Source organism: Streptomyces sp. NPDC043878, from assembly GCF_056435735.1.
Genome location: NZ_JBWKDW010000006.1, coordinates 107,116 through 128,599 on the forward strand (window position 1 = coordinate 107,116; position 21,484 = coordinate 128,599).

The 21,484-nt window shown below is 71.8% G+C and carries 26 protein-coding genes; 5 read left to right on the top strand and 21 right to left on the bottom strand.

Features of this window, described 5'->3' with window-relative positions; all coding sequences use genetic code 11:
- Nucleotides 1-284 precede the first annotated feature (284 nt).
- The 19 genes from AC07AZ_RS10865 to AC07AZ_RS10955 all read right to left on the bottom strand — a co-directional run bounded on the left by AC07AZ_RS10865 (nucleotide 285) and on the right by AC07AZ_RS10955 (nucleotide 11,964).
- A complete protein-coding gene (locus AC07AZ_RS10865) occupies nucleotides 285-689 on the bottom strand; it encodes a hypothetical protein (RefSeq protein ID WP_478846055.1) in 405 nt (134 codons plus the stop codon).
- A gap of 84 nt (nucleotides 690-773) precedes the next feature.
- Nucleotides 774-1,217: a hypothetical protein gene (locus tag AC07AZ_RS10870; RefSeq protein ID WP_478846057.1), complete on the bottom strand. Its 444-nt coding sequence runs from the start codon at nucleotides 1,215-1,217 to the stop codon at nucleotides 774-776.
- 64 nt (nucleotides 1,218-1,281) lie between these two features.
- Nucleotides 1,282-2,211, bottom strand: coding sequence for a hypothetical protein (locus AC07AZ_RS10875; protein ID WP_478846059.1), 930 nt, complete (start codon nucleotides 2,209-2,211; stop codon nucleotides 1,282-1,284).
- 204 nt (nucleotides 2,212-2,415) lie between these two features.
- Nucleotides 2,416-3,222: a hypothetical protein gene (locus AC07AZ_RS10880; RefSeq protein ID WP_478846061.1), complete on the bottom strand. Its 807-nt coding sequence runs from the start codon at nucleotides 3,220-3,222 to the stop codon at nucleotides 2,416-2,418.
- Nucleotides 3,219-4,016, bottom strand: a complete 798-nt coding sequence (locus AC07AZ_RS10885) for a hypothetical protein (RefSeq protein WP_478846063.1) — start codon at nucleotides 4,014-4,016, stop codon at nucleotides 3,219-3,221. The genes AC07AZ_RS10880 and AC07AZ_RS10885 overlap by 4 nt, the downstream gene beginning before the upstream one ends.
- Nucleotides 4,017-4,197: 181 nt before the next feature.
- Nucleotides 4,198-4,923 (bottom strand): hypothetical protein, encoded by a 726-nt coding sequence (locus AC07AZ_RS10890; protein ID WP_478846065.1) that lies wholly within the window; start codon nucleotides 4,921-4,923, stop codon nucleotides 4,198-4,200.
- Nucleotides 4,924-5,122: 199 nt separating this feature from the next.
- Entirely contained in the window at nucleotides 5,123-5,650 is a 528-nt protein-coding gene (locus AC07AZ_RS10895; protein WP_478846067.1) for a single-stranded DNA-binding protein, read from the bottom strand.
- Nucleotides 5,650-6,177 (bottom strand): HNH endonuclease signature motif containing protein, encoded by a 528-nt coding sequence (locus tag AC07AZ_RS10900; RefSeq protein WP_478846069.1) that lies wholly within the window; start codon nucleotides 6,175-6,177, stop codon nucleotides 5,650-5,652. The genes AC07AZ_RS10895 and AC07AZ_RS10900 overlap by 1 nt, the downstream gene beginning before the upstream one ends.
- Before the next feature lie 120 nt (nucleotides 6,178-6,297).
- Complete coding sequence (locus AC07AZ_RS10905; protein ID WP_318319388.1) at nucleotides 6,298-6,459, bottom strand: hypothetical protein; 162 nt, start codon at nucleotides 6,457-6,459, stop codon at nucleotides 6,298-6,300.
- Nucleotides 6,456-7,016, bottom strand: coding sequence for a hypothetical protein (locus AC07AZ_RS10910; protein WP_478846071.1), 561 nt, complete (start codon nucleotides 7,014-7,016; stop codon nucleotides 6,456-6,458). The genes AC07AZ_RS10905 and AC07AZ_RS10910 overlap by 4 nt, the downstream gene beginning before the upstream one ends.
- Complete coding sequence (locus tag AC07AZ_RS10915) at nucleotides 7,013-7,732, bottom strand: zinc finger domain-containing protein (RefSeq protein WP_478846073.1); 720 nt, start codon at nucleotides 7,730-7,732, stop codon at nucleotides 7,013-7,015. The genes AC07AZ_RS10910 and AC07AZ_RS10915 overlap by 4 nt, the downstream gene beginning before the upstream one ends.
- The gene (locus AC07AZ_RS10920; protein WP_478846075.1) at nucleotides 7,729-8,631 is read right to left on the bottom strand and encodes a hypothetical protein; all 903 of its coding nucleotides are present in this window, start codon (nucleotides 8,629-8,631) and stop codon (nucleotides 7,729-7,731) included. Before AC07AZ_RS10920 ends, AC07AZ_RS10915 begins: the two co-directional genes overlap by 4 nt.
- Before the next feature lie 70 nt (nucleotides 8,632-8,701).
- Complete coding sequence (locus tag AC07AZ_RS10925; protein WP_478846077.1) at nucleotides 8,702-8,941, bottom strand: aromatic ring-opening dioxygenase LigA; 240 nt, start codon at nucleotides 8,939-8,941, stop codon at nucleotides 8,702-8,704.
- Complete coding sequence (locus tag AC07AZ_RS10930) at nucleotides 8,938-9,555, bottom strand: hypothetical protein (RefSeq protein WP_478846079.1); 618 nt, start codon at nucleotides 9,553-9,555, stop codon at nucleotides 8,938-8,940. The genes AC07AZ_RS10925 and AC07AZ_RS10930 overlap by 4 nt, the downstream gene beginning before the upstream one ends.
- The gene (locus tag AC07AZ_RS10935) at nucleotides 9,552-10,715 is read right to left on the bottom strand and encodes an ERF family protein (protein WP_478846081.1); all 1,164 of its coding nucleotides are present in this window, start codon (nucleotides 10,713-10,715) and stop codon (nucleotides 9,552-9,554) included. Before AC07AZ_RS10935 ends, AC07AZ_RS10930 begins: the two co-directional genes overlap by 4 nt.
- Entirely contained in the window at nucleotides 10,712-11,089 is a 378-nt protein-coding gene (locus AC07AZ_RS10940) for a hypothetical protein (RefSeq protein WP_478846083.1), read from the bottom strand. The genes AC07AZ_RS10935 and AC07AZ_RS10940 overlap by 4 nt, the downstream gene beginning before the upstream one ends.
- A complete protein-coding gene (locus AC07AZ_RS10945) occupies nucleotides 11,086-11,475 on the bottom strand; it encodes a hypothetical protein (RefSeq protein ID WP_478846085.1) in 390 nt (129 codons plus the stop codon). Before AC07AZ_RS10945 ends, AC07AZ_RS10940 begins: the two co-directional genes overlap by 4 nt.
- Nucleotides 11,476-11,542: 67 nt before the next feature.
- Nucleotides 11,543-11,761 carry a hypothetical protein gene (locus AC07AZ_RS10950; protein ID WP_318319378.1) on the bottom strand — a complete coding sequence of 73 codons (219 nt, stop codon included), beginning with the start codon at nucleotides 11,759-11,761 and terminating at the stop codon, nucleotides 11,543-11,545.
- Nucleotides 11,758-11,964, bottom strand: a complete 207-nt coding sequence (locus tag AC07AZ_RS10955) for a helix-turn-helix domain-containing protein (RefSeq protein WP_406124938.1) — start codon at nucleotides 11,962-11,964, stop codon at nucleotides 11,758-11,760. The genes AC07AZ_RS10950 and AC07AZ_RS10955 overlap by 4 nt, the downstream gene beginning before the upstream one ends.
- 306 nt (nucleotides 11,965-12,270) lie before the next feature.
- Here AC07AZ_RS10955 and AC07AZ_RS10960 point away from each other — a divergent pair, with 306 nt between their 5' ends.
- From AC07AZ_RS10960 to AC07AZ_RS10970, 3 genes are read left to right on the top strand one after another with little or no spacing between them, the layout of a single operon-like run.
- Entirely contained in the window at nucleotides 12,271-12,699 is a 429-nt protein-coding gene (locus AC07AZ_RS10960; RefSeq protein ID WP_478846087.1) for a helix-turn-helix domain-containing protein, read from the top strand.
- 13 nt (nucleotides 12,700-12,712) lie between these two features.
- A complete protein-coding gene (locus AC07AZ_RS10965) occupies nucleotides 12,713-13,054 on the top strand; it encodes a hypothetical protein (protein WP_478846089.1) in 342 nt (113 codons plus the stop codon).
- The gene (locus tag AC07AZ_RS10970; protein WP_478846091.1) at nucleotides 13,051-14,703 is read left to right on the top strand and encodes a recombinase family protein; all 1,653 of its coding nucleotides are present in this window, start codon (nucleotides 13,051-13,053) and stop codon (nucleotides 14,701-14,703) included. The genes AC07AZ_RS10965 and AC07AZ_RS10970 overlap by 4 nt, the downstream gene beginning before the upstream one ends.
- A gap of 475 nt (nucleotides 14,704-15,178) precedes the next feature.
- Here the strand turns inward: AC07AZ_RS10970 and AC07AZ_RS10975 are convergent, their stop codons facing one another.
- Nucleotides 15,179-17,737, bottom strand: coding sequence for a bifunctional SulP family inorganic anion transporter/carbonic anhydrase (locus AC07AZ_RS10975; RefSeq protein ID WP_478846093.1), 2,559 nt, complete (start codon nucleotides 17,735-17,737; stop codon nucleotides 15,179-15,181).
- A gap of 340 nt (nucleotides 17,738-18,077) precedes the next feature.
- Here AC07AZ_RS10975 and AC07AZ_RS10980 point away from each other — a divergent pair, with 340 nt between their 5' ends.
- On the top strand, nucleotides 18,078-19,349 hold the full coding sequence (locus tag AC07AZ_RS10980) for a polysaccharide deacetylase family protein (RefSeq protein WP_478846095.1): 1,272 nt from the start codon (nucleotides 18,078-18,080) through the stop codon (nucleotides 19,347-19,349).
- 221 nt (nucleotides 19,350-19,570) lie between these two features.
- Here AC07AZ_RS10980 and AC07AZ_RS10985 read toward each other — a convergent pair whose 3' ends face one another.
- Nucleotides 19,571-20,551, bottom strand: a complete 981-nt coding sequence (locus tag AC07AZ_RS10985) for an ATP-binding protein (RefSeq protein ID WP_478846097.1) — start codon at nucleotides 20,549-20,551, stop codon at nucleotides 19,571-19,573.
- Between the two features lie 101 nt (nucleotides 20,552-20,652).
- Here AC07AZ_RS10985 and AC07AZ_RS10990 point away from each other — a divergent pair, with 101 nt between their 5' ends.
- Complete coding sequence (locus tag AC07AZ_RS10990) at nucleotides 20,653-21,477, top strand: Fic family protein (protein WP_478846099.1); 825 nt, start codon at nucleotides 20,653-20,655, stop codon at nucleotides 21,475-21,477.
- Nucleotides 21,478-21,484 lie beyond the last annotated feature (7 nt).

Genomic DNA, 21,484 nt, shown 5'->3' on the forward strand with positions numbered 1-21,484 from the left:
CACGGGTTGGTAAGCGTTACGTAAGGGGGACGTGTGACCCGTGGGGATGGTTGCAGGGCGCATGCGAACGCCCCGCCGCTGGGGGGGGGAGCGGCAGGGCGTTCGAGGTAGGGCGTCCGTGTGCGGGCACGCCGAAGACGCGGCCAACAATAGGTCACGGAAAGGTCACGACGCAACTCGCGCGCGTGGGCGGGCCCGCGACCGGTCGGCGCGGCTGCTGACGGCGGCGCCCCGCCTACCGACGATCGGGCGGGCGGGGCGCGCTGCTGCTGCTCGCTCGTCGGCTATGGGCGGACGGGCCGTCGGCCGGCCTGCTGACGCTGCGGCGGCCGGGGCGGCTGCTGCTGCCGACGGGCGTCATCACTGCTGGTCTGCCTGCTGCTGGGCGTCCACATGGGGCCGTCGTGCTTGACCCACGGAAGGGACGGCGGGCCCGGCACGGGCGGCGCCTCGACGAACTTGTACGCCTTCAACGTCGGCGCGGTGCCGACGGGCACCGACCGGTGGTGCCACGCGGTCCGGTACATGTCGGCAACGATGCTGACGGCCTTCCGCATGGCGGTCGTCAGATCCTCGCCGGTCTGCATGAGAACGGCGAGGTCTCGGGCGAACTGCTCGTCGAGGCGGACGGTCGGTCGGGTGCCGGCGATCGGCTGGGCTCGGCGCTGGGTACGCTGCGGAGTAGCCATTGGTTGGGGTCGCTCCTGTCTGGTGGTGAGGGCCCGCCCATACGGTTTGTGAGGAACCGGGCGGGCCCGCTTGTGTGTGCGGGCCTACGGGGTGGAGAGGCGTACTTTCTCCTCGCGGATGAACTGAGTGATCCGGCTCGCGGTGTATCCGGTTTCGGCGGCGATCTGGTCGGGGCTCATGCCCTTCACGCGGGCGGCGAGAGCAATCCGACCCATGGCGGCCTGCACGGCGGCGGCGGCCATGCGTACGGCTCGAACGTCGTCGAGGTGGAAGTCTTCGGCGAGGTTGTCGAGGAACTGGTCGAGGGCGCCGGGGTCATCGCTGGCGCGGGCCGCGTCGTACTCGTTGGTGAGGCCGTGTACCTGCTCGTAGGGGGCGAGGTCGTACGGGTTGGTGTCGCCCTGGGCGGCGCGGTGCGCGGCCCGCTCGCGCTCGTAGCGGTTGAACAGGCCGAGCATGTCGGCGACCAGGCGACCACTGGCCGTGTCGGGCGGCGGCTGCTCGCTGGGGGTCTGCTCGTTGCTCATCTGTGGCGCTCCTGTCGGTGCGGTACGGGGCCCGCCCTCGGTCGAGGGCGGGCCGGTCGGGTGGCTACGGGCGGAACAATGCGCCCTGCTCGACGTCCTGGTCGAGGTCGAACAGGGCCTCGCCGGCCGGCTGCTCGCCGATCCATGCGCCCTGCCACGTGCCCTCGGTGGCCTCGGCCTCGGTGACCATCTGGACGGCGTACAGGGCTTCGGCGTCGGTGACGGTCTCGACGGCGGCCTCGACCTGCTCGGCGTGCTCGACGGCGTCGACGGCACGCGCGGCGCGGGCGAACTGCTCGACGTCTGCGTCGTCGGCGGCGCTGTCGATGCCGAGCAGGTCGGCGACGGCCGGGAACTCGCGGGCAATGTAGCGGCGGACGGACAGGCCGGCGGCCTGCTCCTCGGCGGTCGGCTCGGCTTCGGGCGCGTCGGCGGCGGCCTCGGCGAGGGCCTGCTCGGCCTCGGCCTGGTCCTCGGCGCGGGCGAGGGGGACGCCGATCAGGTGGGCGACGTCCATCGCCATGCGCACGGACGGGCCGGTGTTGGCGTCGACCTCGCGGGGGTCGCCCTCGGCGCGGTGGAACTCGCCGTGCGCGGTGGTGACGGCGACGGGGTGCGACTTCCACAGGAACGCGACGGCGGCCTCGGCCTCGACGACCAGGACGTCGCCGTTCCGAACCGTGTCGCTGCTCATGGCGGCGTCGTACGCCTCGCGGGTCGAGGCGTAGCGGGTGGTGACGACCTGCGGGGCGCGGCCGGCCGTGGCGAGCCACTTACGGGCGGCGCGCTTCTGCGGCTCGGTGGTGTACGCGTCGCCGAGCAGGTACTCGGCGCGGCGGCTGATGACGTGCAGGGGAGTGATGTTCTTCAGCTCGATAACCAGGGTCCGGCCACGACCGCGGCGGGCGGCGTCGAGGGCGGCGCGGGTGTCGAGATCGAGCGGGGGCTCGGTGGTGAGGTGGTCGGCGAGGGCGCCAGGAATCACGGTTGCCACAGTGTCGCTCCTGTGTCGGTGGGTGGGTGCCGGGTGAGGGCCGGCGGTCCTGTCGGGGTGAGGACCCGTCAGGAATCCCAACAGTAGGCGTTGCAGCAATCATTGCAGCAATAGTTGCAGCAGGCGTTACGGAACCGTGACCGGGCATGGTGACGCCCCCGGGGTCGAGTGGCCCCCGGGGGCGTGCACGGCCGTGTGTCGCCCTCAAACGGCCACGGTGCGCCCGGAGTTGACGGCAACCCACAACGCGACCAGGTCGGCGCCTCGCCACGCCCTACGGCCCCGTTCGGTGTCCACGGGTGCCGGGCACGCGGGGCCCGTCGAGCAGGTCGCCACGGCGGCCCGCGGGTCTCCTCCGCCGTTGTGTACGACGATCCGTCCGCCCTTGCAGAACGGGCACGGGTCGTCGAGCGTGAGCGTCCGCCCCTCGCGGCCGAGCGCGGCCTCGACGCTGCGGCGCGCGCCGCGGGCCGTGGCGACGATCTGGTCGAGCAGGGGCGCGGGCGTGATCCGGAACAGCTCGCCGTCGGACTCGGACAGGGCGCGGCCGGCGAGGTAGACGCATGCCCAATGCAGCCCGTGCGCGCGGGAACCGATGCGGTCGACGATCCGGTCGGCGTCGTGCCTCCACTCCGCGGCCCGCACGGTGGGCAGGGTCCACAGGCGGGCGTCGTCGCGGTCGACGGTGCGCTGTACGCGCTCGGCGACGGCGTCGCACATGTCGAACACGTCGCGCTCGACGTCGAGGGCGGCGTCGAGGGCGCGCAAGTTCGCCGGCGCCGGATGTTCGCGCACGACCAGGGGCAGACGGCCGACGGTCGGCTCGTCGCCGGCGCGGTCCTCGGCGGCGACCTGGTCGAGGAATCCGCGGCGCTCGTACGGCATCCATGCGGCCGGCCGCGGGGGCTCGGATATCGCGGCGAGCAGGTCGCCCCACTGCTCGCGGATGGCGGCGAGGTCGTCGGCGGCCTGCTGGCCCCGGTCGGTCGTGGGCTGGGCGGTGACATTCACGGGCGGGTGTTCTCCTTGACGACGGCGAGGATGCGGCGGCCGGCGTCGCGCTCGGCCGGGGCGCGGCCGGCGACGAACAGCTCGTCGGCGACTGCGAGGGCGCGCTGTCCGGCCTGTACGGCGGGGAGTTCGGCGGCCATGGCGGCGCGGTCGGCGCGGCGGTCGCGGCGGGCGGCGAACCATGCGGTCCGGTACCGGCCGGCCTTGTGGTCGGCGGCGAGGGCGTGCCGCTGCCATCCGTCGCCGCGGCGGCGCTCGGTGGCGAGGGCTATGTCGTGCTCGCGCTGCTGCTCGGCGAGGCGGGCGTCGGTCGAGTCGGCGCGGTCGAGGATGCGGGCGTGTATGCGGGCGGCGGTCGGGGACAGGCCGTCGTGTTCGGCGACGGCGGCGAGGGCGTCGCCGAGAGTCTGGGCGTTGCGGACGCGGGCAACGGTGGCGAGCAACTGGTCGGCGCGCTCGAACGCCCCGCGGTGCCGGCGTCGGGCCTCGGCGAGGGCGGCCTCGACGGGGGCGAGCTGCTGCTCGGCGGTGGCGGCGCGTTCCTCGGCCTCGACGATCGCGGCGTCGGCGGCCTCGCGGTGGCGTTCGAGGGCCTGTGTGGTGCCGGCCATGGCGCGGCGGTTCTCGTCGGCGAGGCGCTGTTCCTCGCGTACGTGCTCGGCGAGTAGGGCGCCCTCGGCGGCGGAGAGTACGCCTCGCTGCGCGCGGGCGAGCAGGACGTCGACGACGGCCCGCCGGTCGGCACGGTCGCGGTTGCGACCCTTGGGGGCGCGCTGCTGGGGGCGGGGGCTCATGGGTGCTGCTGCTCCTGTGCGTCGTCGAGGGTGGGCTGTTCGATCGGGGCGCGGCGCGGTCGCCGTGGTCGGCGGGCCCGGACGGCGGGCGGCTGGTGCTTGCGCCGGCACTTCGGCCCGTATCCGTCGGGCGAGGGCGCAGCGAGGGGGCGCCGGCACGCCCTGCACGTCCGGGCCGGGGTCACTCGGGGTCCTGCTCGTTCGCTGCGCGCTCGGCGAGGGCCTGCTCGTCGGCGAGGCGGTCGGCGTACGTCCGGATGGTGCGGCGGGCGTTGCTATAGCCGGTGAGCAGGCCGCGGGTACTGCGGTTGAGTCCCCATTGGGTCCGGGTCTCGGCGTGCTCGACCTCGACCAGGGCGGCGAGCTGGCGGGCGTGCGCAATGAGCAGGACGCGGGCGGCGGCGAGGGCCTGCTCGGGCGTGCGCGTCGCGGTGGTGTCGAGCAGGACGTCGCGGAGCGTGGCGAGCACCTGGTCGCGTTCGGCGGCGTTGAACGCGAGGGCGTCGCGCACGTCGTCGGCGGTAAGCGCGGGCGGCTCCTCGGCGGCCTGCTCCTCGTCGGCCATGCTCGCGGCCACATAGCCGAGCAGGGCGTCGAGGCCGGCGGGGCGCTGCGCCTTGCGCATGCCGCGGGCGGCGGCCTCGGCGGCGCCGGTTCCCGCGGCGAGCAGGGCCTCGGACGGCGAGGCGGGGGCGTCGTGCACGGGGCACGGACGGCCGGTTATGAGCGCGGTCTCGCACTGGCCGGCCGGGCTGTCGAGGCCGTCGGCGAGCTGTCGCAGTACGGACGCGGCGACGGGGCGGGGGAGGTTGCAGGACACTTCGGCCGGGCCTTGGTTCGGAACGGCGACGATCAGGCGGTGCGTGTCGAGCGAGGCGACGGAAACGGCGTCGGGAATGCGGGTCATGGGGCGTAGCTCCGTCTCATGAGTCGGTTGTCGGTGTTCGCGGTGGCGCGGAAGTGCACGGACGAATGCGGGCTTCATGGCGTTGGCGGAGAACCACTGCACGTGTGGTGTGCGGGGTGTCGGTGAACGCGGGCGTGATGCACACGACTGGGCCGCTTCGCGCGCGTGGGCGGGCCCGCGACCGGTCGCGGCGAGGACGTCAGAACGGGGGCTCTTGCACTGCACTGCCCCATTGGCCTGCGGCTGACTGGCCGTTGGCCCACGGGGCGCCCTGCTGCGCTCCGTACGCCTGCTGTCCGGCCTGCTGGCCGTATCCCTGGCTCTGTCCCTGCTGGCGGTACTGCTGGCCGTTCTGGGCGCCGTTCTGGCTGTTCTTGGTCACGGCGGCGGTGGCGCTGCGCAGCGAGGGGGCGACCTCGTCGGCCTGGATCTCGTACGACGAACGGCGCTCGCCGTCCTTTTCGTACTGGCGCTGTGTGAGGCGGCCCACGATGATCACGCGGTCGCCGCGCTTGATGGATTCGGCGACGTTCTCGGCCTGTTGGCGCCACACGGACACGCTGAGAAATACGGGGTCGCCGTCCTTCCATTCGTTGGTGTCGCGCTGGAAGGTGCGGGGGGTGTTGGCCACGCGGAAGTTCGCGACGGGCGCCCCGGACGGGGTGAACCTGAGTTCGGGGTCGGCAACCACGTTGCCGGTGAAGGTGATGACGGTTTCGCCTGCCATTACGCGGCGGTCCTCTCGGGCTGGGTGACGGTGGGGAGTTGGGCGACGGAGGCGAGCTGCTGCTCGCGGGGGCGGCGGGCGCGGTCGCGGGCGCATGCCCGGCACTTGCGCATGCCGTTGGGGTGCGACGGGGGGTAGCTGATGTGGACGACCGCGGGGTCGGTGAGGTCGTGGCCGTTCACGCACCGTTTGCGGCGGGCGTTGACGGCCGACGGGCCGGTCGAGCGCAGGACGTTGGTTCGGTGGTCGACGGGTTCGAGGTGGTCGTCGGCGACGCATCGACGGACGGTGCACAGGTGGTCGAGTTCGAGGCCGGCGGGTATGGGCCCGCGGGCCTGCTCGTAGCCGTAGCGATGGGCGGGGACGTACCGGCCGTCGAGCCAGAAACGGCCGTAGCCGTCGCGGTCGAGGGCGTTCTCGGGCCACAGGCGACATGGGGTGTTGGGTGTGTCGGGGCCGGTGGGGATGGGTCCGGGGGTCGTCTTGGCGGCGAACCGTTCAGCCGGTGTCGAGGTGGTGCGAGCCATGGGGACGTACCTCCGGACGGGATGTAAAAAGGTTCGCGCGTGAGCGAGTAAGAATCACTCGCGCGTGAAATATAGCAGGGAGGGGGCTGGGTTTTTTTCATGTGGCGCCCCCTGCCTGGGTTAGGCGGCCGGTTGCTCGACCTGGTTGAGCGGGGCGAGCGTCCACCCTTCGGCGCGTAGGTCGGCCACGATGCGGACGACGGCGGCCTCGGGGTCGTCGTGCTCGCGCTGGGCGTCCTCGACGGCGGCCCGGACGACGGCGAGTGCGGCGCCCGGGATCATCGCTGTGCCCCGGTGATGTGCCGTGCGCGCTGCCGGTTCTCGGGCCGGACGATTGCGGGCGGGCTCATCAGGGCGCGGGCGTCGCGGGCGGCCTCGGCGGCGAGGCGCCGGCGGCGGGCGCCCTGCTCGGCCTGCTCGCGGGCGGCCTGCTCGGCGGCGCGGCGGTCGGATTCGGCGCGGGCGTCCATCCATGCGAGCCACGTCCGGTGACGGTCCTCGGCGTCCGGCCGGTAAGCGGGCGGGGTCGGCGGGTGGCCGGCGGCGGCGAGCTGCTGCTCGGCGGCGCGCTCGGCGAGCAGGGCGGCGCCGTCGACCTCGCGGACGGTGCGCCACCGGTCCCACCCTTCGTGTTCCTGGAAGATCACGTATGCGCCCTTGTCGGCGAGCGCGGTCACCTTGCGGCGGGCCCGCTTGCGGTCCGATGTGCGGATCACGACCGGGGCGTCGGGGCGGTAGTCCCAACTGGCCTCCACGCGCCACGACGTGACGTTCTTCGTTCGGTCGGTGGGCACGGCCTTACGGCGGTGCTGGCGGGCCTGCTTCGGGGTCGGGCTCATGCTGCGGTCTCCTGCTCCTGGCGGCGGGCGTGGTGTGCCTGGGCGTCCTCGACGCGGCACGGGTGCGGGTCCTTCTTCGGGCGGTGCCCGACGGCGTTGGTCTTGGGGTCGACTCGCCGGCCGCGGCACGGCTTGCCCTCGGGCGCGGCGCACCACGTGCACGCGACGTCGAGGGCGTCGGGGAGGTTGGCGGCGGCCAGACGCTCGCGGGCGGCGCGGTGCGGCCGGTGGGCGGCGAGGGCCTGGGCGACGGTGCGGGGCATGTACGTGCCCAACTCGGCGAGGCGGCGCTCGACTTGGGCGGCGGCCGGGCCCGCGGTGAGGGCGCGGTGCGTTACGGGCGCCTGCCGGCCGGCGGCGACCGCGGAACGCTCGGCGCGCAGTGCCGCGACATACGCGTCGCCCGTCTCGTCGTCCGGGTTGATCTCCGGATGCGCGGTGGGCTCGAACGTGCCCACATGCCGGCTCATGACGTCGGCCTTGTGGGTGTGCCACGGCCGGGATATGTCCGACGGTTGGATGCGGTAGGGGTTGCGGGCGATGTAGTCGCGGGCGGTGCGGGCGGCGTCCCACCCGTGCGCGGTGGCGGGGACGTCGGAAAGCAGGTCGCACCACTGGGCGAGCCGTTCGGCGGCGGCGGCCTGGTCGTCGAGGGCGAGACGGGGGTCGAGCTTGACGACGTAGGCGATCAGGGCGGCAACTTCGCGGGGGATCACTGCTGGGCCTCCATGGCGGCGAGGGCGGCGGCGAGGTGGTCGGCGGACTGGGCGACGCGTCCGCGGGGCGCGGCACGGTCGAGGGGGATCACGTTCGAGGCGTGCGAGGCGGGGGCGCCGGCCGGGACGGTGCCGGGCGCGGGGGCGGGCGGTAGCGACTGCCACGCCCGCAGGAAGTACCGGGCGTGCGACACGCCCTTGCGGTTGCGGGCGGCGGCCTGCACGGCGGCGGCGGCGAGCATGTCGAGGCCGGATCGCTTCGCGAGGGCGTCGACGAGGAACCACTCGGCCGGGGCGAGGTTCCACGCGACCAGGACGCCGGCGGCGGTGATCTGGTCGACCAGGGGGCGGGCGAACTCCGGGATCACTGCGACCGCGTCGCGCCCACGCTCGCTCCCTCCTTCACTCAATCCCTCTATGGGTGGGTGATGGGGGCCGGATTCCGGTCCCCAAAGGGGCCGAGATTCGGCCCGGTAAGGGGATTCCGGGGTATCGGCGGGGGGACCGGACTCCGGCCCGGTAGAGGGGCCGAGATTCGGCCCGGTAGCGGGGAGGGGGCCGGAATTCGGCCCGGTGGTTGTCTGGGCTTTGGGGCCGGATTCCGGCCCGGTAGCGCGGGTGGTGCGGACGTACCCGACGGCCCCGGGGATCGTGTAGCGGGTCGCGCGGCTGCCCTGGGCGGGCTCGTCCTCGATCAGTTCGCCACTGGCGAGGGCGGCGTCGACGGCGGCCCGCGTCGTCGAGCGGGACGCGGCGAGCCGGCGCATGAACTCGGCCGTACCCATGCGGGCGGTGGCCTCCGGCCCGGTGGTGGCGTCGGCGACGGCGAGCAGGACTAGGCGGGCGTTCCCGCGCGACTTCGCGCGGGTCCACACCCAATCCATGGCGTCGAGGGTCACGGGGTGTCGCTCCTGTCGGGGGTGGGGCGCCCGGGGCGAGGGCGCGGTCGTCTCCTCGCCCCGGGGCTGATCACGGGGTCGTGCGGGCGCGCGCGGCGCGGCCGGCGGGGTGGTCGTCGCAGAACCAGCCGTTCGCGTAGAAGCGGACGGGTACGGCTCCGCATCGGGGGTTGCCGTAGTCGCACACCTTCGGCGGCTTGTCCTCGCCGGCCGGGACGTTGACGGCGAGTTGTCCGGGCACGTTCTCGGGCGGCGGCTCGTCGAGGCGGCGGCGCATCGCGGCGAGGGTCGCCGCGGTCGCGCGGGTCACTGCTCGGCCTCCGCGGTGGGCGCGGCCTCGATGGCGAGGGGCGCGTCGAGGTCGAGGGCGCCGGCCTTGACGGCGTCGGCGACCAGGGCGCGGCCGTCGAGCGGCTGACGCTTCGACTCGCGGGTGAACGTCCATCGGTAGTAGCGGCTGCGGGTCGGCTTGATCATCACGCCCGGCACTTCGTACAGCTCGCCCGACTCGGGGTCGGCGAACTGGGGCACGCCGGCGGCGTCGACGGCGGCGAGGACGGTCGCGGCGAACGTCTCGTTGACGACGGTTTCGGTCCGGGCCGGGATGATCCGGAAATCCCAGTGTTCGGGGTAGTGGTCGCGCACCCATGCGGCGAACGCTTCGCGGTCGGTCACCTGCGCCTCGGCCTCGCCCCCGACGCGGGTCACACTGGCGAACTTCGTGTCGTCGTCGAGGGTCACGTCGGCCTTGACGCTGCGGGTCGCCTTGTACTGCTGGTCGAGTAACTTCGCGGCCTCGCGGTTCACGTCCTCGTACAGTTCTTCGGCCTGGTCGAGGCGGGCCCGCATCGCCTGACGGCGGCGCAGAACGGCGGCGAGGTACGCCGGGTCGGGCGCCTTGGTCTTCTTCTCGACGTCGGTCACTGGGCACCCCCGGCGGCCTCGATCTTGGCGCGGAACTGGTCGAGCTGGGCGGCGGTCGCCTGCTCGATGGGCAGGCCGTAGACGCGCTCGAAATCGGCGTCGAGGGTGGTGAGGTGGGCGCGGCTCGCGGCGAGCCTGAGCAGGTTCTCGGCCTCCGCGGCGGCCTGCTCGGCGGTGGCCACGCCGGCGGGTATGGCGCCCTCGGCGGCGACCGCGTCAGAAACGGAGTGCGGGGCGGGCCCGGTCTGCGCGGTGCTGCCCTGCTGCTGCGGGCCGGGCCGGTCGCGGCGCTCCTGACGCGTCGTCGTCTGGCGGCACTGGTCGCACACCTCGCGGGGCCCACATCCGCACGGGGAACCGTTGGCCTTGTTCGCGGCGATCGCGTCGAGCTGGGCGAGGTAGTCGGCGGGGGCGCCGGCGTCGATGGCGGCGGCCCGGATCTTGGCGAACTGCTCGCGGCTGTCCGCCTTACGGGCGGCGGCGACGTAGTCGGGGCGCTGCTGGCGGGCCTGCTGCTGCGGCTGCTCCCACGGTCCGGGCTCGGCGCGGTTGCTGCGGCGCGGCTGCTGCTGCCCGCGCTGCTGACGCTGTTGGCGGCGCTGCTGGTTGCGCTGGTGCTCGGCGCGGTGCTCGGCCGGCGGCTCCGGGGCGTCGCGGTCGCTGTCGTCGATCGACCGGGCATCCACGGGGATCATGAACACCTGAAACAACATGTACTTGAGCGCGGCGCTCATGGCCTTGTTGGTGCTCTTGTCGGCCGTGTCCATGGCCTCACCCGGGACGGTGACGAGTAGGCAGTCGCCCGCGGGCCCGTAGATGCGGTAACGCATCTTGATCACGGTGTGCGTGCCCTTGTCGCCGCGGGGGCGCTGGTGGTGTTCGGCGAGCTCGGGTGCAATGAAACAGCCGTGGTTGCGCATGGGGCCGGCCATGGCCGACATCGCGTCGTCGACGCCCCGGAACTTGTAGTTCTGCTGCGTGTTCTGCTGCCCTTTGGCGACGGGCATCACGTCGCGCATGACGCCGTGGATCACCTGGAAGACGCGCGGGAGTTCGGCCGGGGCGCCCGCGGGGGCGGGCTCGTACGCCGTTTTGACGAACGGGGCGTCGTCCTCGGCCACGGTGGCGGACTGGGCCGGGTGCAGGGCGGTGACGGTCACTGGTGCGCGGTTCCCTTCGGTGTGGTGCGGTGGCGGATGTGGGCGGCGGCCCGGGTGATGCGTCCGGCGAGGCTGATCGCGTCGTCGGGGGCGAGCAGGGGGTCGAGGGCGACGGCGGCCGGGCAGTCGTCGAGCAGGGCCTCGCGGGTGGCGTCGGCCTCGGCGGCGCGTATGGCGCGGCCGTAGTCGGTGGCGTCGTCGCTGCACATCGCGTAGTCGAGGCGGACGACGCTCGCGGCGTGGGCGGCGAGCAGGCGACCGACGACGTCGGGGTCCTGGGCGTACGCGAGGGCGAGTTCGTCGAGCAGGGGGTCGACGTGCTCGGCGAGCGGGAGGCGGACGGCGAGGCCGTCGGCGCTGAGTTGGGGCCTCACTGGCGGGCCTCCGGCGCGGTGTCGAGGCCGAGGGCGGCCGGCGCCGTCGGTTCGTCGGCGACCAGGACGCCGGTCCGGGCGTCGTACGTGCGGGCCCGGGTCCAGTCGGCTTCCGGGAACGCTCGGCTGAGCAGGCCGTAGGCGGCGCGGCGCTGCTCGGCCGTTGCGTCGAGGGCGCCGGCCTCGGCGTACAGGACGACGGCCCGGGTTTCGCGGCCGTGGTGCGTCGTCGGCACGGTGTGCACGCGGACGGTGCCGGGGGCGATCTGGTTGAGCTGGCGCGCGACGACGCGGACGAATGTCGTGCGGGCGTGGGCGGCGCGGGCGCCCTTGATGGCGAGGACGGCGCGGGGCCGGCGGCGCTGGGTACGCTGGGGAGTGTTCACGATTCGGACCTCTCGGGTTCGGTCGGGGAGGGCCGTCCGGGTCGCATCCGGGCGGCCTTTTCCGTTGTCAGGCGGCGGCGCGGTGACTGCGGGTACGGGCGGCGCGGTCGGCGCAGATGCGCCGTTCCAGCTCGGCGAGGGACGGGCCCCCGGGCTGGTAGCAGGCACGCGCGGCGGCGGCTGGGCTCATGCGGTCCATGGCGTCGAGGCCGTGTCGCCAGACGCGGGCGGCGGCCGTGAAGGCAGCGGCACGGGCGCGGGCGGCGTCGAGGGTCGGCGCGCTCATGCGTCGGCCGGAAAGAGGGCGGCTGCGGTCACGCCGTAGGTGCGCTCGATGCTGGCGAGAGAGGGGCCGGCCGGGACGCTGCGCCCGCTCGTCCAACGGATCACCGTCGCGTACGGGGTGTTGAGCTTCCGGGCGATCGCGGCGGTGCTGTTGTCGCCCACGGATGCGGCGGCGGAGCGCAGGGGCTTGGGGTCAAAACGCATCGGGGATGTACCTCGTTCGATCACTCGTGAGCGCTTTTCGCTCACGAGTGGAACGTAGCATGTTTCACTCACGCGTGAAACAAGCGAGGGAGGGGAGTGCGCGTGAGGCGCCAGGGAGGCATGGGAGACCAGGGGAAACGCGTGCTATGGGTGCTACCGTTTGTGAATGAGCGGTGGAGAACCGCTCACACGTTCGATAGTGTGCGGATTCGGGTGTTCGAAGCGGCCTACGGGGGGCGACTCATCACATGCCGAAAAGTTGTGCACGGCGCACCATGAATCTCGCGTGCGCGATACATTGCGCCTATGAATCACGGCTCGCAACCGGAACCACCACTCGACACGTCCTTCGGCGACTGGCTCAGGTGGGCCCTTGTCCGCAACGGCTACGACCCCGAAGAACGCGGCGTACAGCGACGCTTCGCTGACGCATCAGGTATCCCTGTCGCCACCGTCTCGCGACTCCTACGCGACAAGGGGCAACCCGACGTCGGCACGTGCTACGCGCTCGGCGTCACCCTCGGCATCCCCGTGATGCCGCTCCTTGTCCGGGCCGGCCACCTCCCCCCCGAGGCACTTGAGAAAGAGCCTCAACCCACTGAGCGGCCCCGCACCCCAAAAACCGAAGAGGAAGCGCTTACCGCGCTCGGCGTGATCGACGAAACCGACCGCGCCGCAGTCAAAAGCGTGATTAACGCACTCACTGCCAAACACAGGCAGGAGGGCACCAGCTAGGAAAGGGTTGCAAGTGACCAGCCGCACCGATGCCTACCTCACCGCCGCCGCCGCTGTGTTAGTTCTCGTGATCGGACTCACCATCCTGATCACGGAAGTGCTCACGACGGCCGAGGTAGGGCCCGCCATCATCACCGGAACTATCACCACCACAACGGGCGCACTGGCGACCCTGGTCACTGGCTACCGCGCCGTACGGCACTACATCACCGAACACACCAACCGCGCCGCCGCCGCCCTCGTACGCGACATCGTTGCCCACGATGTTCGACTCGCGACCGAACCGCCGGCCGCGAAAGTTGTCCCGCTCGACGGAGCGCAAGCGCGGCGCCTGAACCGGGAGTCCAATACGTGACGCAGACGCTCGACCACGCGAAGGGCTTACGCATCGGCACAAAGCGTGAGCCCTTCGTGGGTTACATACGCGTATCCACCTACTACGAGGAGAAGATCAGCCCCGAGATTCAGCGCTCATCCATCAGCGCATGGGCCGAGCGCAACAACGCCGAAATCATCGACTGGGTTGAAGACCTCGACGTGTCCGGCCGGAAGATGAAGCGCAAAATCAGTACCGCGATCAAGGACGTCGAGGACCGAGTCGCCCGCGGCATCGCCGTCTGGCGGTACTCACGGTTCGGCCGTTCACGCCACGCCAATGCGGTGTATCTGGCCAAACTCGAAGCCGTCGGCGGCCGGCTCGTCTCGGCCACCGAGGCAGCCGATACCCGAACTGCGTTCGGCCGACTGCAAATGGGCATGGCCTTCAAGTTCGCCGAGTACGAATCGGATCGGATCGGCGAGCAGTGGGCAGAGACCCGCGAGCACCGTCGCGCCGCCGGCCTGCCCGCCACGGGCGGGAAGCGGTGGGGGTACGTCTGGCATCGGCGCCAACTCGACGAAGACGCCGGCGTGATTCACCGAGAGTGGTACGAGCCCGACGATATCGGCCTGATTGTCACCAAGTTGTACGAGCGTGTTGCCGAGGGCGAGTCGATGGGGTCGGTTACGCAATGGCTCGGCCGCAACGGCTACCAGGGCACCCGCGGTAAGCCGTGGCTGCAATCCGGCCTCACCCGCTACATGGACAGTGGCTTTGCGGCCGGATGGATTCGGTACCACCCTGACGGCTGCGACTGTCCGCCCAAAGACCCGGACAGCAACCGCTCACGCGGCATGGACTGTCCGAACCGCATCTGGGTGCCAGGGGCCCATGAGTTGATCGTCCCGGAAGACGTGTGGGAGGCGTACAAGGAGAAGCGCGAGAAAGCACGCAACGCCCCCAGCGGGAACCGGAAGCCGGCCTACGTCACGTCTGGCATTACGCGCTGCGGACGCTGCGGCGGCACTGCATCAGCCGCCGGCGGCGCCACCTACGGCGCCGGAAAGGTACTGATCAAGAAACCGGGTTACCTGTTCCGGTGCTCGGCCATGAAAGACAACGGCACATGCGACGGGGTGTACATCCTCCGCACCGTCGTCGAAAAAGCCGTGCGGACCAATTTGCGCAACTGGGCCGACGCGATCGAGGCCGAGGCGGCAAAGATCCCGCAGCAACGAGGCGAGCAGGTCGCCAGCCCCCGTGAGCGGCTGAGCACCGCCCGCCAACGGCTGAATGACCGACTCGGAGAGATCCAGCGAGAGATTGACCGACAGACCAGCTTGGTCAGCCGCAACATCATCCCGGAGGACTCGTACATCCGCGAGCGAGATCGACTCGGGAAGGAGCAGGAGGGAGTAACAGCCGAACTCGCGGAGCTTGACCAGCGCACCGAGCAGGACGAGGCCAAGCCGGCCGACTACCTGCCAGTTGTGCGCGGCCTGGTCGACCGGTGGGACATCACTCCCGTTGAAACGCGCCGGTCCATGCTGCGGACCGTATTGCGCGGCGTGTGGGCATACCCGAAGTCGACCGCGCCGGACGGGACGGAAACCCCCGCATACGCGGTGCCGGTAACCGTCTGGGAAGACGAGCCGAAGCTACTCGGACCGCGCGCCAACGCGTAACCGCACGTCAGAGGCATGCAAGCAACGAGCGTCCGTCCCTCTCTACGTTGAGCAGGTTGGCCAGGCTTTCGTTGCTCACGGCATCTGCCTTTCCCGGGGTGTCCGTTGTGTCCCAGGCCACAGCTCATCAGACCGGGGGGTCCGGTGACAAGGGTCGACCGACGATTGGTTTAGACCTCTGCTCATCGGACCCCGGTGAGTGGTCCCCGTGGCCGGAGTCATTGGTTCCCACGGACCCCGATCAGCCGGAGTTCAGCCCCGGACACCCCTTTCCGCCCCGCCCCGCCCTGCCCTTCGCGTTCCAGCCGCCGACGGCGGCGCGGGCCACGGGGCACACCGGGGCGGCCCCCAGGGCCGGCCAGGGCCGGCCAGGGCCGGGTCGAGGCCACGGGAACGGTGCCCGAACCCGAACCCGAACCCGAACCCGGCCCCGGCCCCGGCCCCGGGACCGGGCCGGGACCGGACGAGGTGTCGCTCACGCGGGCGCGTCGGCCGCCCGGACGTGGTCGAACAGCTCACCCTCGTCCGCCTCGGCGAGCAGGTACGCCTGTGCCTCACCCACGTGGAAGTACATCCCGTGGAGCTCCAGCTCGCCCTCCCGCAGCCCTCTGGCCACCGATTCGTGGGCGCGCAGGTGTTCCAACTGCTGGACCACGTTGGTCAGACAGAGCTGCTCGACGGCGTCGGCGGGCGCCCGCCCGGCGAGTCCGGCGCACGGCCGGCTGTCGTCTGCCATGCGCTCCAGGCTGGGCAGCCCGTGTCGCAGCCACCGCTTCAGCGGGGTCCGCGCACCGCCCGGCTCGGAGGACAGCAGTGCCTGCATGGCCCCGCATCCGGAGTGCCCGCACACCGTGATGGAGCGCACCTTGAGCACGTCCACCGCGTATTCGAGGGCCGCGCCCACCGAGTCGTCCCCACCCTCCTGGCCGGGCGGCGGAACGAGGTTGCCCACGTTGCGCACGACGAAGAGGTCACCGGGGCCGCTGGAGGTGATCATCGAAGTGACCAGCCGTGAGTCTGCACAGGTGAGGAACAGCTGAGTCGGCTGCTGCCCCTCGCGCGCCAGCCGCGCCAGCTCGCCCCGGACCAGGGGTGCGGTGTTGCGGTGGAACGCGCTGATGCCTCGGGCCAGTTCGTCCCCGCCGGACCCGCGGCCGGTCCCGGACCCGCCGCTGCCGCTGGTACCGCCGATCCCGCTGACTCCGCCGGGCTCGCTGGTCTGGCCGCTTCCGCCGGAGTCGCCGGTTCTGCCGAAGTTGCTGGTCCGGCCGGCCTTGACGGTTGCGTCGGTCTCGGTGTCCGCGGCGCCTGCGCCGGTGGTGTCCCGTTCGTCGCCGGGTGGTGGTGCGAGCTGCGGGAGGTCGCACCGGTGGTTGCGCCAGGGCGTCCAGGGGCTGCAACGGCAGTCCCCCAAGGGAATCACCTCTGCTGGAACGAGGCCGAGGACGTGGGAGAGGTCGCGAGCGTGGGAGGACGCCGGCTCGGTGTCCCGCGTCCCGGGACGGCGGCCGGTCAGCTCGACCGAACCGCTCTGCGCGATGTGGGTGTTCTGCCAGTCGTGCAGTGCCTCGTACGCCGCGTGGTCCATGAACGATCCGTCCAGCTCCACGACAGCGTGGGTTCCCTGGGGCACGAGATGCAGGGCACGGCTGAGTCGCGGCACGGCGAGGAACGTCAACTGACCGCGTACGTGGACGTAATGGACTCCTTCCTTCTCCTCATGCGTGATCCGGGTGTGGGCGAGGCGGTTCAGGGCGACGGAGACCGCGACGGCGATTCCCAGCGTCACGCCTTCCAGGACGCCGAGGAGCACCACGCCGAGTGTGGTGGCGACGTAGACGAGCACTTCTCGGTGGCGGGTCACCGTACGGATGTGGTGCAGGGACACCATCTGGATGCCGACGGCCATCACCAGGGCGGCGAGCGATGCGAGCGGGATGAACTCGAGGATCGGGACCATCAGCAGTGCGGCGACTACTACGAGAACGCCGTGGAGCATCGTGGAGTTCCGGCTCACCGCACCCGCGTTCACGTTCGCGGAACTCCGTACGGCGACCCCGGCCACCGGGAGGCCGCCGAGTGCGCCGGAGACGATGTTGGCGGCGCCCTGGCCGAACAGCTCGCGGTTCAGGTCGGACCGGCCGACCCGGGCGGACAGGCCCGGCCGCGCGGTCACCAGCTTGTCCACGGCGACCGCGCCGAGCAGTGACTGCACACTGCACACCAGGGTGGTGGTGAGCACGGCGGCGGCGACTCCGAGCGCCGGACCCTCGGGCAGCCCGGCCAGGGCGTGGCTGCTCCAGGAGGGCAGATCGACCTTGGGCAGGGTCAGCCCGGCGAGCGAGACGGCCAGGGTCGCGCCGGCGACGGCGACGAGCGCGGCCGGAACCTTGCGCAGGAGCTGCCCGATTCGCCCGGGAATCCGGGGCCAGAGCAGCAGCAGGGCCAGAGTCAGCACGCTCGCCGAGACGGCGGCGGGCTGTAGGTCGGCCAACTGGCGGGGCAGCGAGCGCAGGTTGTCGAGGACGGAACTCTGCGGAGTCCCGCCGAGGACGATGTGCAGCTGGGCGACGGCGATGGTGACGCCGATGCCGGCGAGCATCCCGTGCACGATCGCGGGACTGACCGCGAGGGCCGTACGGGCCACCCGCAGACACCCGAGGCCGATCTGGGCGAGCCCCGCGAGGACGGTGATGGCGCACGTCGTACGCCATCCGTAGCGGTGGATGAGGTCGGCGGTGACGACCGTGAGGCCGGCGGCGGGGCCGCTGACCTGGAGCGGGGCGCCGCCGAGCCGCCCGGCGACGAGCCCTCCGACGGCGGCCGCCACGAGGCCGGCCTGGAGGGGCGCGCCGGTGGCGAGGGCGATGCCGAGGGACAGCGGGAGTGCGATCAGGAAGACGGCGATCGACGCCGACAGGTCGGCGCCCTCGACGCGGAAACGCCGGGGCGGAGCCGGCGGCGGGCTGTGGGGTGAGTGGACGCGCTCGGTCCGACTCGGGTCGGTGGCGCTGGTGGGGACGCAGGCAGACATGGTTCCCGTCTCCTCCGGGGCGGCGCGGTCGCGGATCAGGTCGTCCCCCGTCCGTGACGGGGGTCGGGTCGCGGCCGTGGGGTCACGGCGTGCAGCGGCGGGATGAATTGACGCTCAGTAAATGGATCGTAATGCAGAGTAAAGCAATGGCATAGACTTAATGGGCAAATGGGGTAGTAATTCACTCAATGGAGTGAGGTGGTTATTTCATCGGCTTGTCGTACTAATTCCTTCTCGGTCCCGTGCGACCTTGGCGGCGCTGTCGGCCCACCGCGGCAGGCAGCACCAGAGAACGCCCTCACCGGCGTTGGCCAGAGAGAAGGAAGAAGGTGGGCGGAACATGGCCGCCACCCAGAGGTTCGCCGCGGGCGCCGTGGTCGCCGCGGTCTGTGCGGCGTCGCTCGCCGGCTGCGCGACCGGCACCGACGCTTCCAGGACGGGGGCTTCCGGCCCGCAGAAAGCGAAGCCGGCCCACGCGCCGAAGAGCGTGCTGCGTCTGATCGGCGACGGCTCCACCGCGTACACCGGAGCGCAACCGCACCTGCCCAGGGCCGAGCGCCTCAAGCCCGGTCAGCGGCCCCCGCAGTTCGTGGTCTTCTCGTGGGACGGCGCCGGCGAGGACAGCCAGCGGCTCTTCTCCCACTTCCGCGAGGTCGCCCAGGCGAACAACGCGACCATGACCTACTTCCTCAGCGGCGTCTACATGCTGCCGGAAGCCAGGCGCGATCTGTACCGGCCGCCGCAGCACTCCCCGGGCCGCTCGGACATCGGCTTCAACGACGAGCAGGGCATCTCCGACACCGTGAAGCAGCTGCGCCTGGCGTGGCTGGAGGGCAACGAGATCGGCACCCACTTCAACGGCCACTTCTGCGGTAAGAGCGGCGGCGTGGGCGAGTGGTCGGTGGACGACTGGAAGGACGAGATCTCCCAGGCGAAGCAGTTCGTGAAGTCCTGGAAGACCAACACCGGCATGAAGAAGGCGGCCCCGCTGCCCTTCGACTACGACCAGGAACTCGTCGGCGGCCGGACGCCCTGCCTCGAAGGCCAGAGGAACTTCATGACCGCCGCCCGCGAACTCGGCTTCCGCTACGACACCAGCGGCGTCGACCAGCAGGTCTGGCCGGCGAAGAAGAAGGGCCTGTGGGACCTGTCGATGCAGCTCGTGCCCTTCCCCGGGCATTCCTACGAGCAGCTCACCATGGACTACAACTTCATGGTCAACCAGTCCGGCACCACGACCCAGGGCGACCCCGCCAAGTACCAGTTCTGGGGCGACCAGATGCGTGACGGCCTGCTCAAGGGCTTCGAGCGGGCCTACGACGGCAACCGGGCGCCCCTGATCATCGGCAACCACTTCGAGTCCTGGAACGGCGGCACCTACATGCGTGCCGTCCAGGAGGTCGTCGAGCAGGTCTGCACCAAGGCGGAGGTGCGGTGCGTCTCCTTCCGGCAGCTCGCCGACTGGCTGGACGCCCAGGACCCGCAGGTCGTCCGGAAGTTGGGCACCCTCAACGTCGGTGAGACCCCGAAGCAGGGCTGGGCGTCCTTCCTGGCGGACCACCCCGCCCCGGCCCCTAAGGGCGTACCTGGGGCGCCGGCGGTCAAGCGGTAGGGCCGTCCGGCGCGGGCCCGACCGGGCGGGCACCCGGCGTGTCCTGCCCGGCGTGCCTGTCCGGTGCGGCTGCCCGGCCTGCCCGGTGCGGCTGCCTGGCGTGCCTGCCCGGCGTCGTCGCGGCCCGGTCCGGTGCCCGGCCCCCTGCGTCTGTCGCGGACCGGGCCGGTGTCAGGCGCCCGGCCGCTGGACGCCCGCACCCGGTCCGGCCCTGTCCCGCGTCAGGCGTCCGCCGACACTTCCTCGCCGAGCACGAAATCCGGGTCGACCTGCGCCGCCAGGTCGACCCCGGTGCGCGCGTTGCCCCAGGACCGGGCGTTCCTCAGGTGGAAGTGCACCATCTGCCGTGTGTAGCGCTCCCAGTCACGCAGTCCGTACGTCGCGTCGACGGCCGTCCGCAGCAGGTGCAGGGCTCGGCGGTTGGCGTCCTCCAGGAGGTCGAACCGGGGCGGCCGGCCCTTCTCCAGGGCACGCACCCAGTCCGAGTGACCCACCGTCACGAGCAGGTCGTCCCCGACTTCGGCGCGGAGGAAGTCGAGGTCGTCCGTGCCCTGCACCTTGTTGCCGACGACCTTCAGGACGACGCCGAAGTCGCGGGCGTACTCCTTGTACTGGCGATAGACGGAGACCCCCTTACGAGTCGGTTCGGCGACGAGGAACGTCATGTCGAAGCGGGTGAACATGCCGGACGCGAAGGAATCCGAGCCTGCCGTCATGTCGACGACGACGTACTCGCCGGGGCCGTCGATGAGATGGTTCAGGCAGAGCTCCACCGCGCCGGTCTTCGAGTGGTAGCAGGCCACTCCCAGATCGGCCTCGGTGAACGGCCCGGTGACCATCAAACGGACGGCGCCGCCATCGAGTTCCACCGTCCGGGCGCAGGCGTCGTAGACCGGGTTGTCCTCGCACACCCGCAGCAGCCGCGAGCCCTCACCGGGCGGAGTCGTCTTGATCATCTCCTCGGTCGAGGAGATCCGTGGGTTCGAGCCGCGCAGATGGTCCTTGATCAGGGGCAGCCGCTCACCCATCGCGGGCAGGGCGGCGGCCTCGGCCTCGTCCAGGCCGAGCGCGGGGCCCAGGTGCTGGTTGATGTCGGCGTCGACCGCGACGACCGGGGCGCCGGTGGCCGCGAGATGGCGGATGAACAGGGACGACAGCGTGGTCTTGCCGCTGCCGCCCTTTCCGACGAAAGCAATTTTCATGTTCACGAAGCGTAGTCGATCAGTAGCTGTATGTGTCGGACGGGCGTGAAGAAGACCACTCCATCGTGGGGTGTGCCGCCCGGGTGCGTAGGGTCGTACTCATGAGTACGACAGGCGCGACCGCCGATCCGCTCGCGGCCCTGGGTTCGCTGCCCGGGGTGGCCGAGTCCGTGGAGTCCATGCGCAAGGCAGTGGACCGGGTCTACGGGCACCGGGTCATGCGGCGCCGCAGCAACGAGATCACCGCCGAGGCGGCCCTGCGCGGCTCCCGCGGGTCAGCGGCGCTGTCCGGTGCGGACTGGGCCCTGGAAGAGGTGCGCCGGCGTACCGACTTCAGCGGTGACGACGAGGCGCGCGTGGTGGGCGCGTCCCTCCGGCTGAGCGCCGAGGCCGGACAACTGCTGTCCATCTGGCGCCAGTCACCGCTGCGCGTGCTGGCCCGCCTTCACCTGGTCGCGGCCGCGGGCAAGGGCGACGAGGTCGGTCGCCCGCGCCAGGAGGGTGAGCCGGTCGACGAGCCGCTGATCGAGCTGCCGCTGCCGAGCGCGGCCGAGGTGTCGGGCCGCCTCGAAGGGCTCTCCGAGCTGATCCTCGCGGGCGGTTCGGCGCCGGCGCTGGTGACGGCCGCGGTCGTGCACGGGGAACTTCTCGCGCTGCGCCCCTTCACCTCCCACAACGGCCTGGTCGCGCGTGCGGCCGAGCGGATCGTTCTGGTCGGCAGCGGTCTCGATCCCAAGTCGGTCTGCCCGGCCGAGGTCGGACACGCCGAACTGGGCCGCGCGGCCTATCTGGCGGCGCTCGAGGGATACGTCTCCGGCACCCCCGATGGCATGGCCGCCTGGATCGGGCACTGCGGCCGGGCGGTGGAGCTGGGGGCACGCGAGTCCACCGCGGTGTGCGAGGCGCTCCAGCGCGGGGCGGCGTAACGACGAA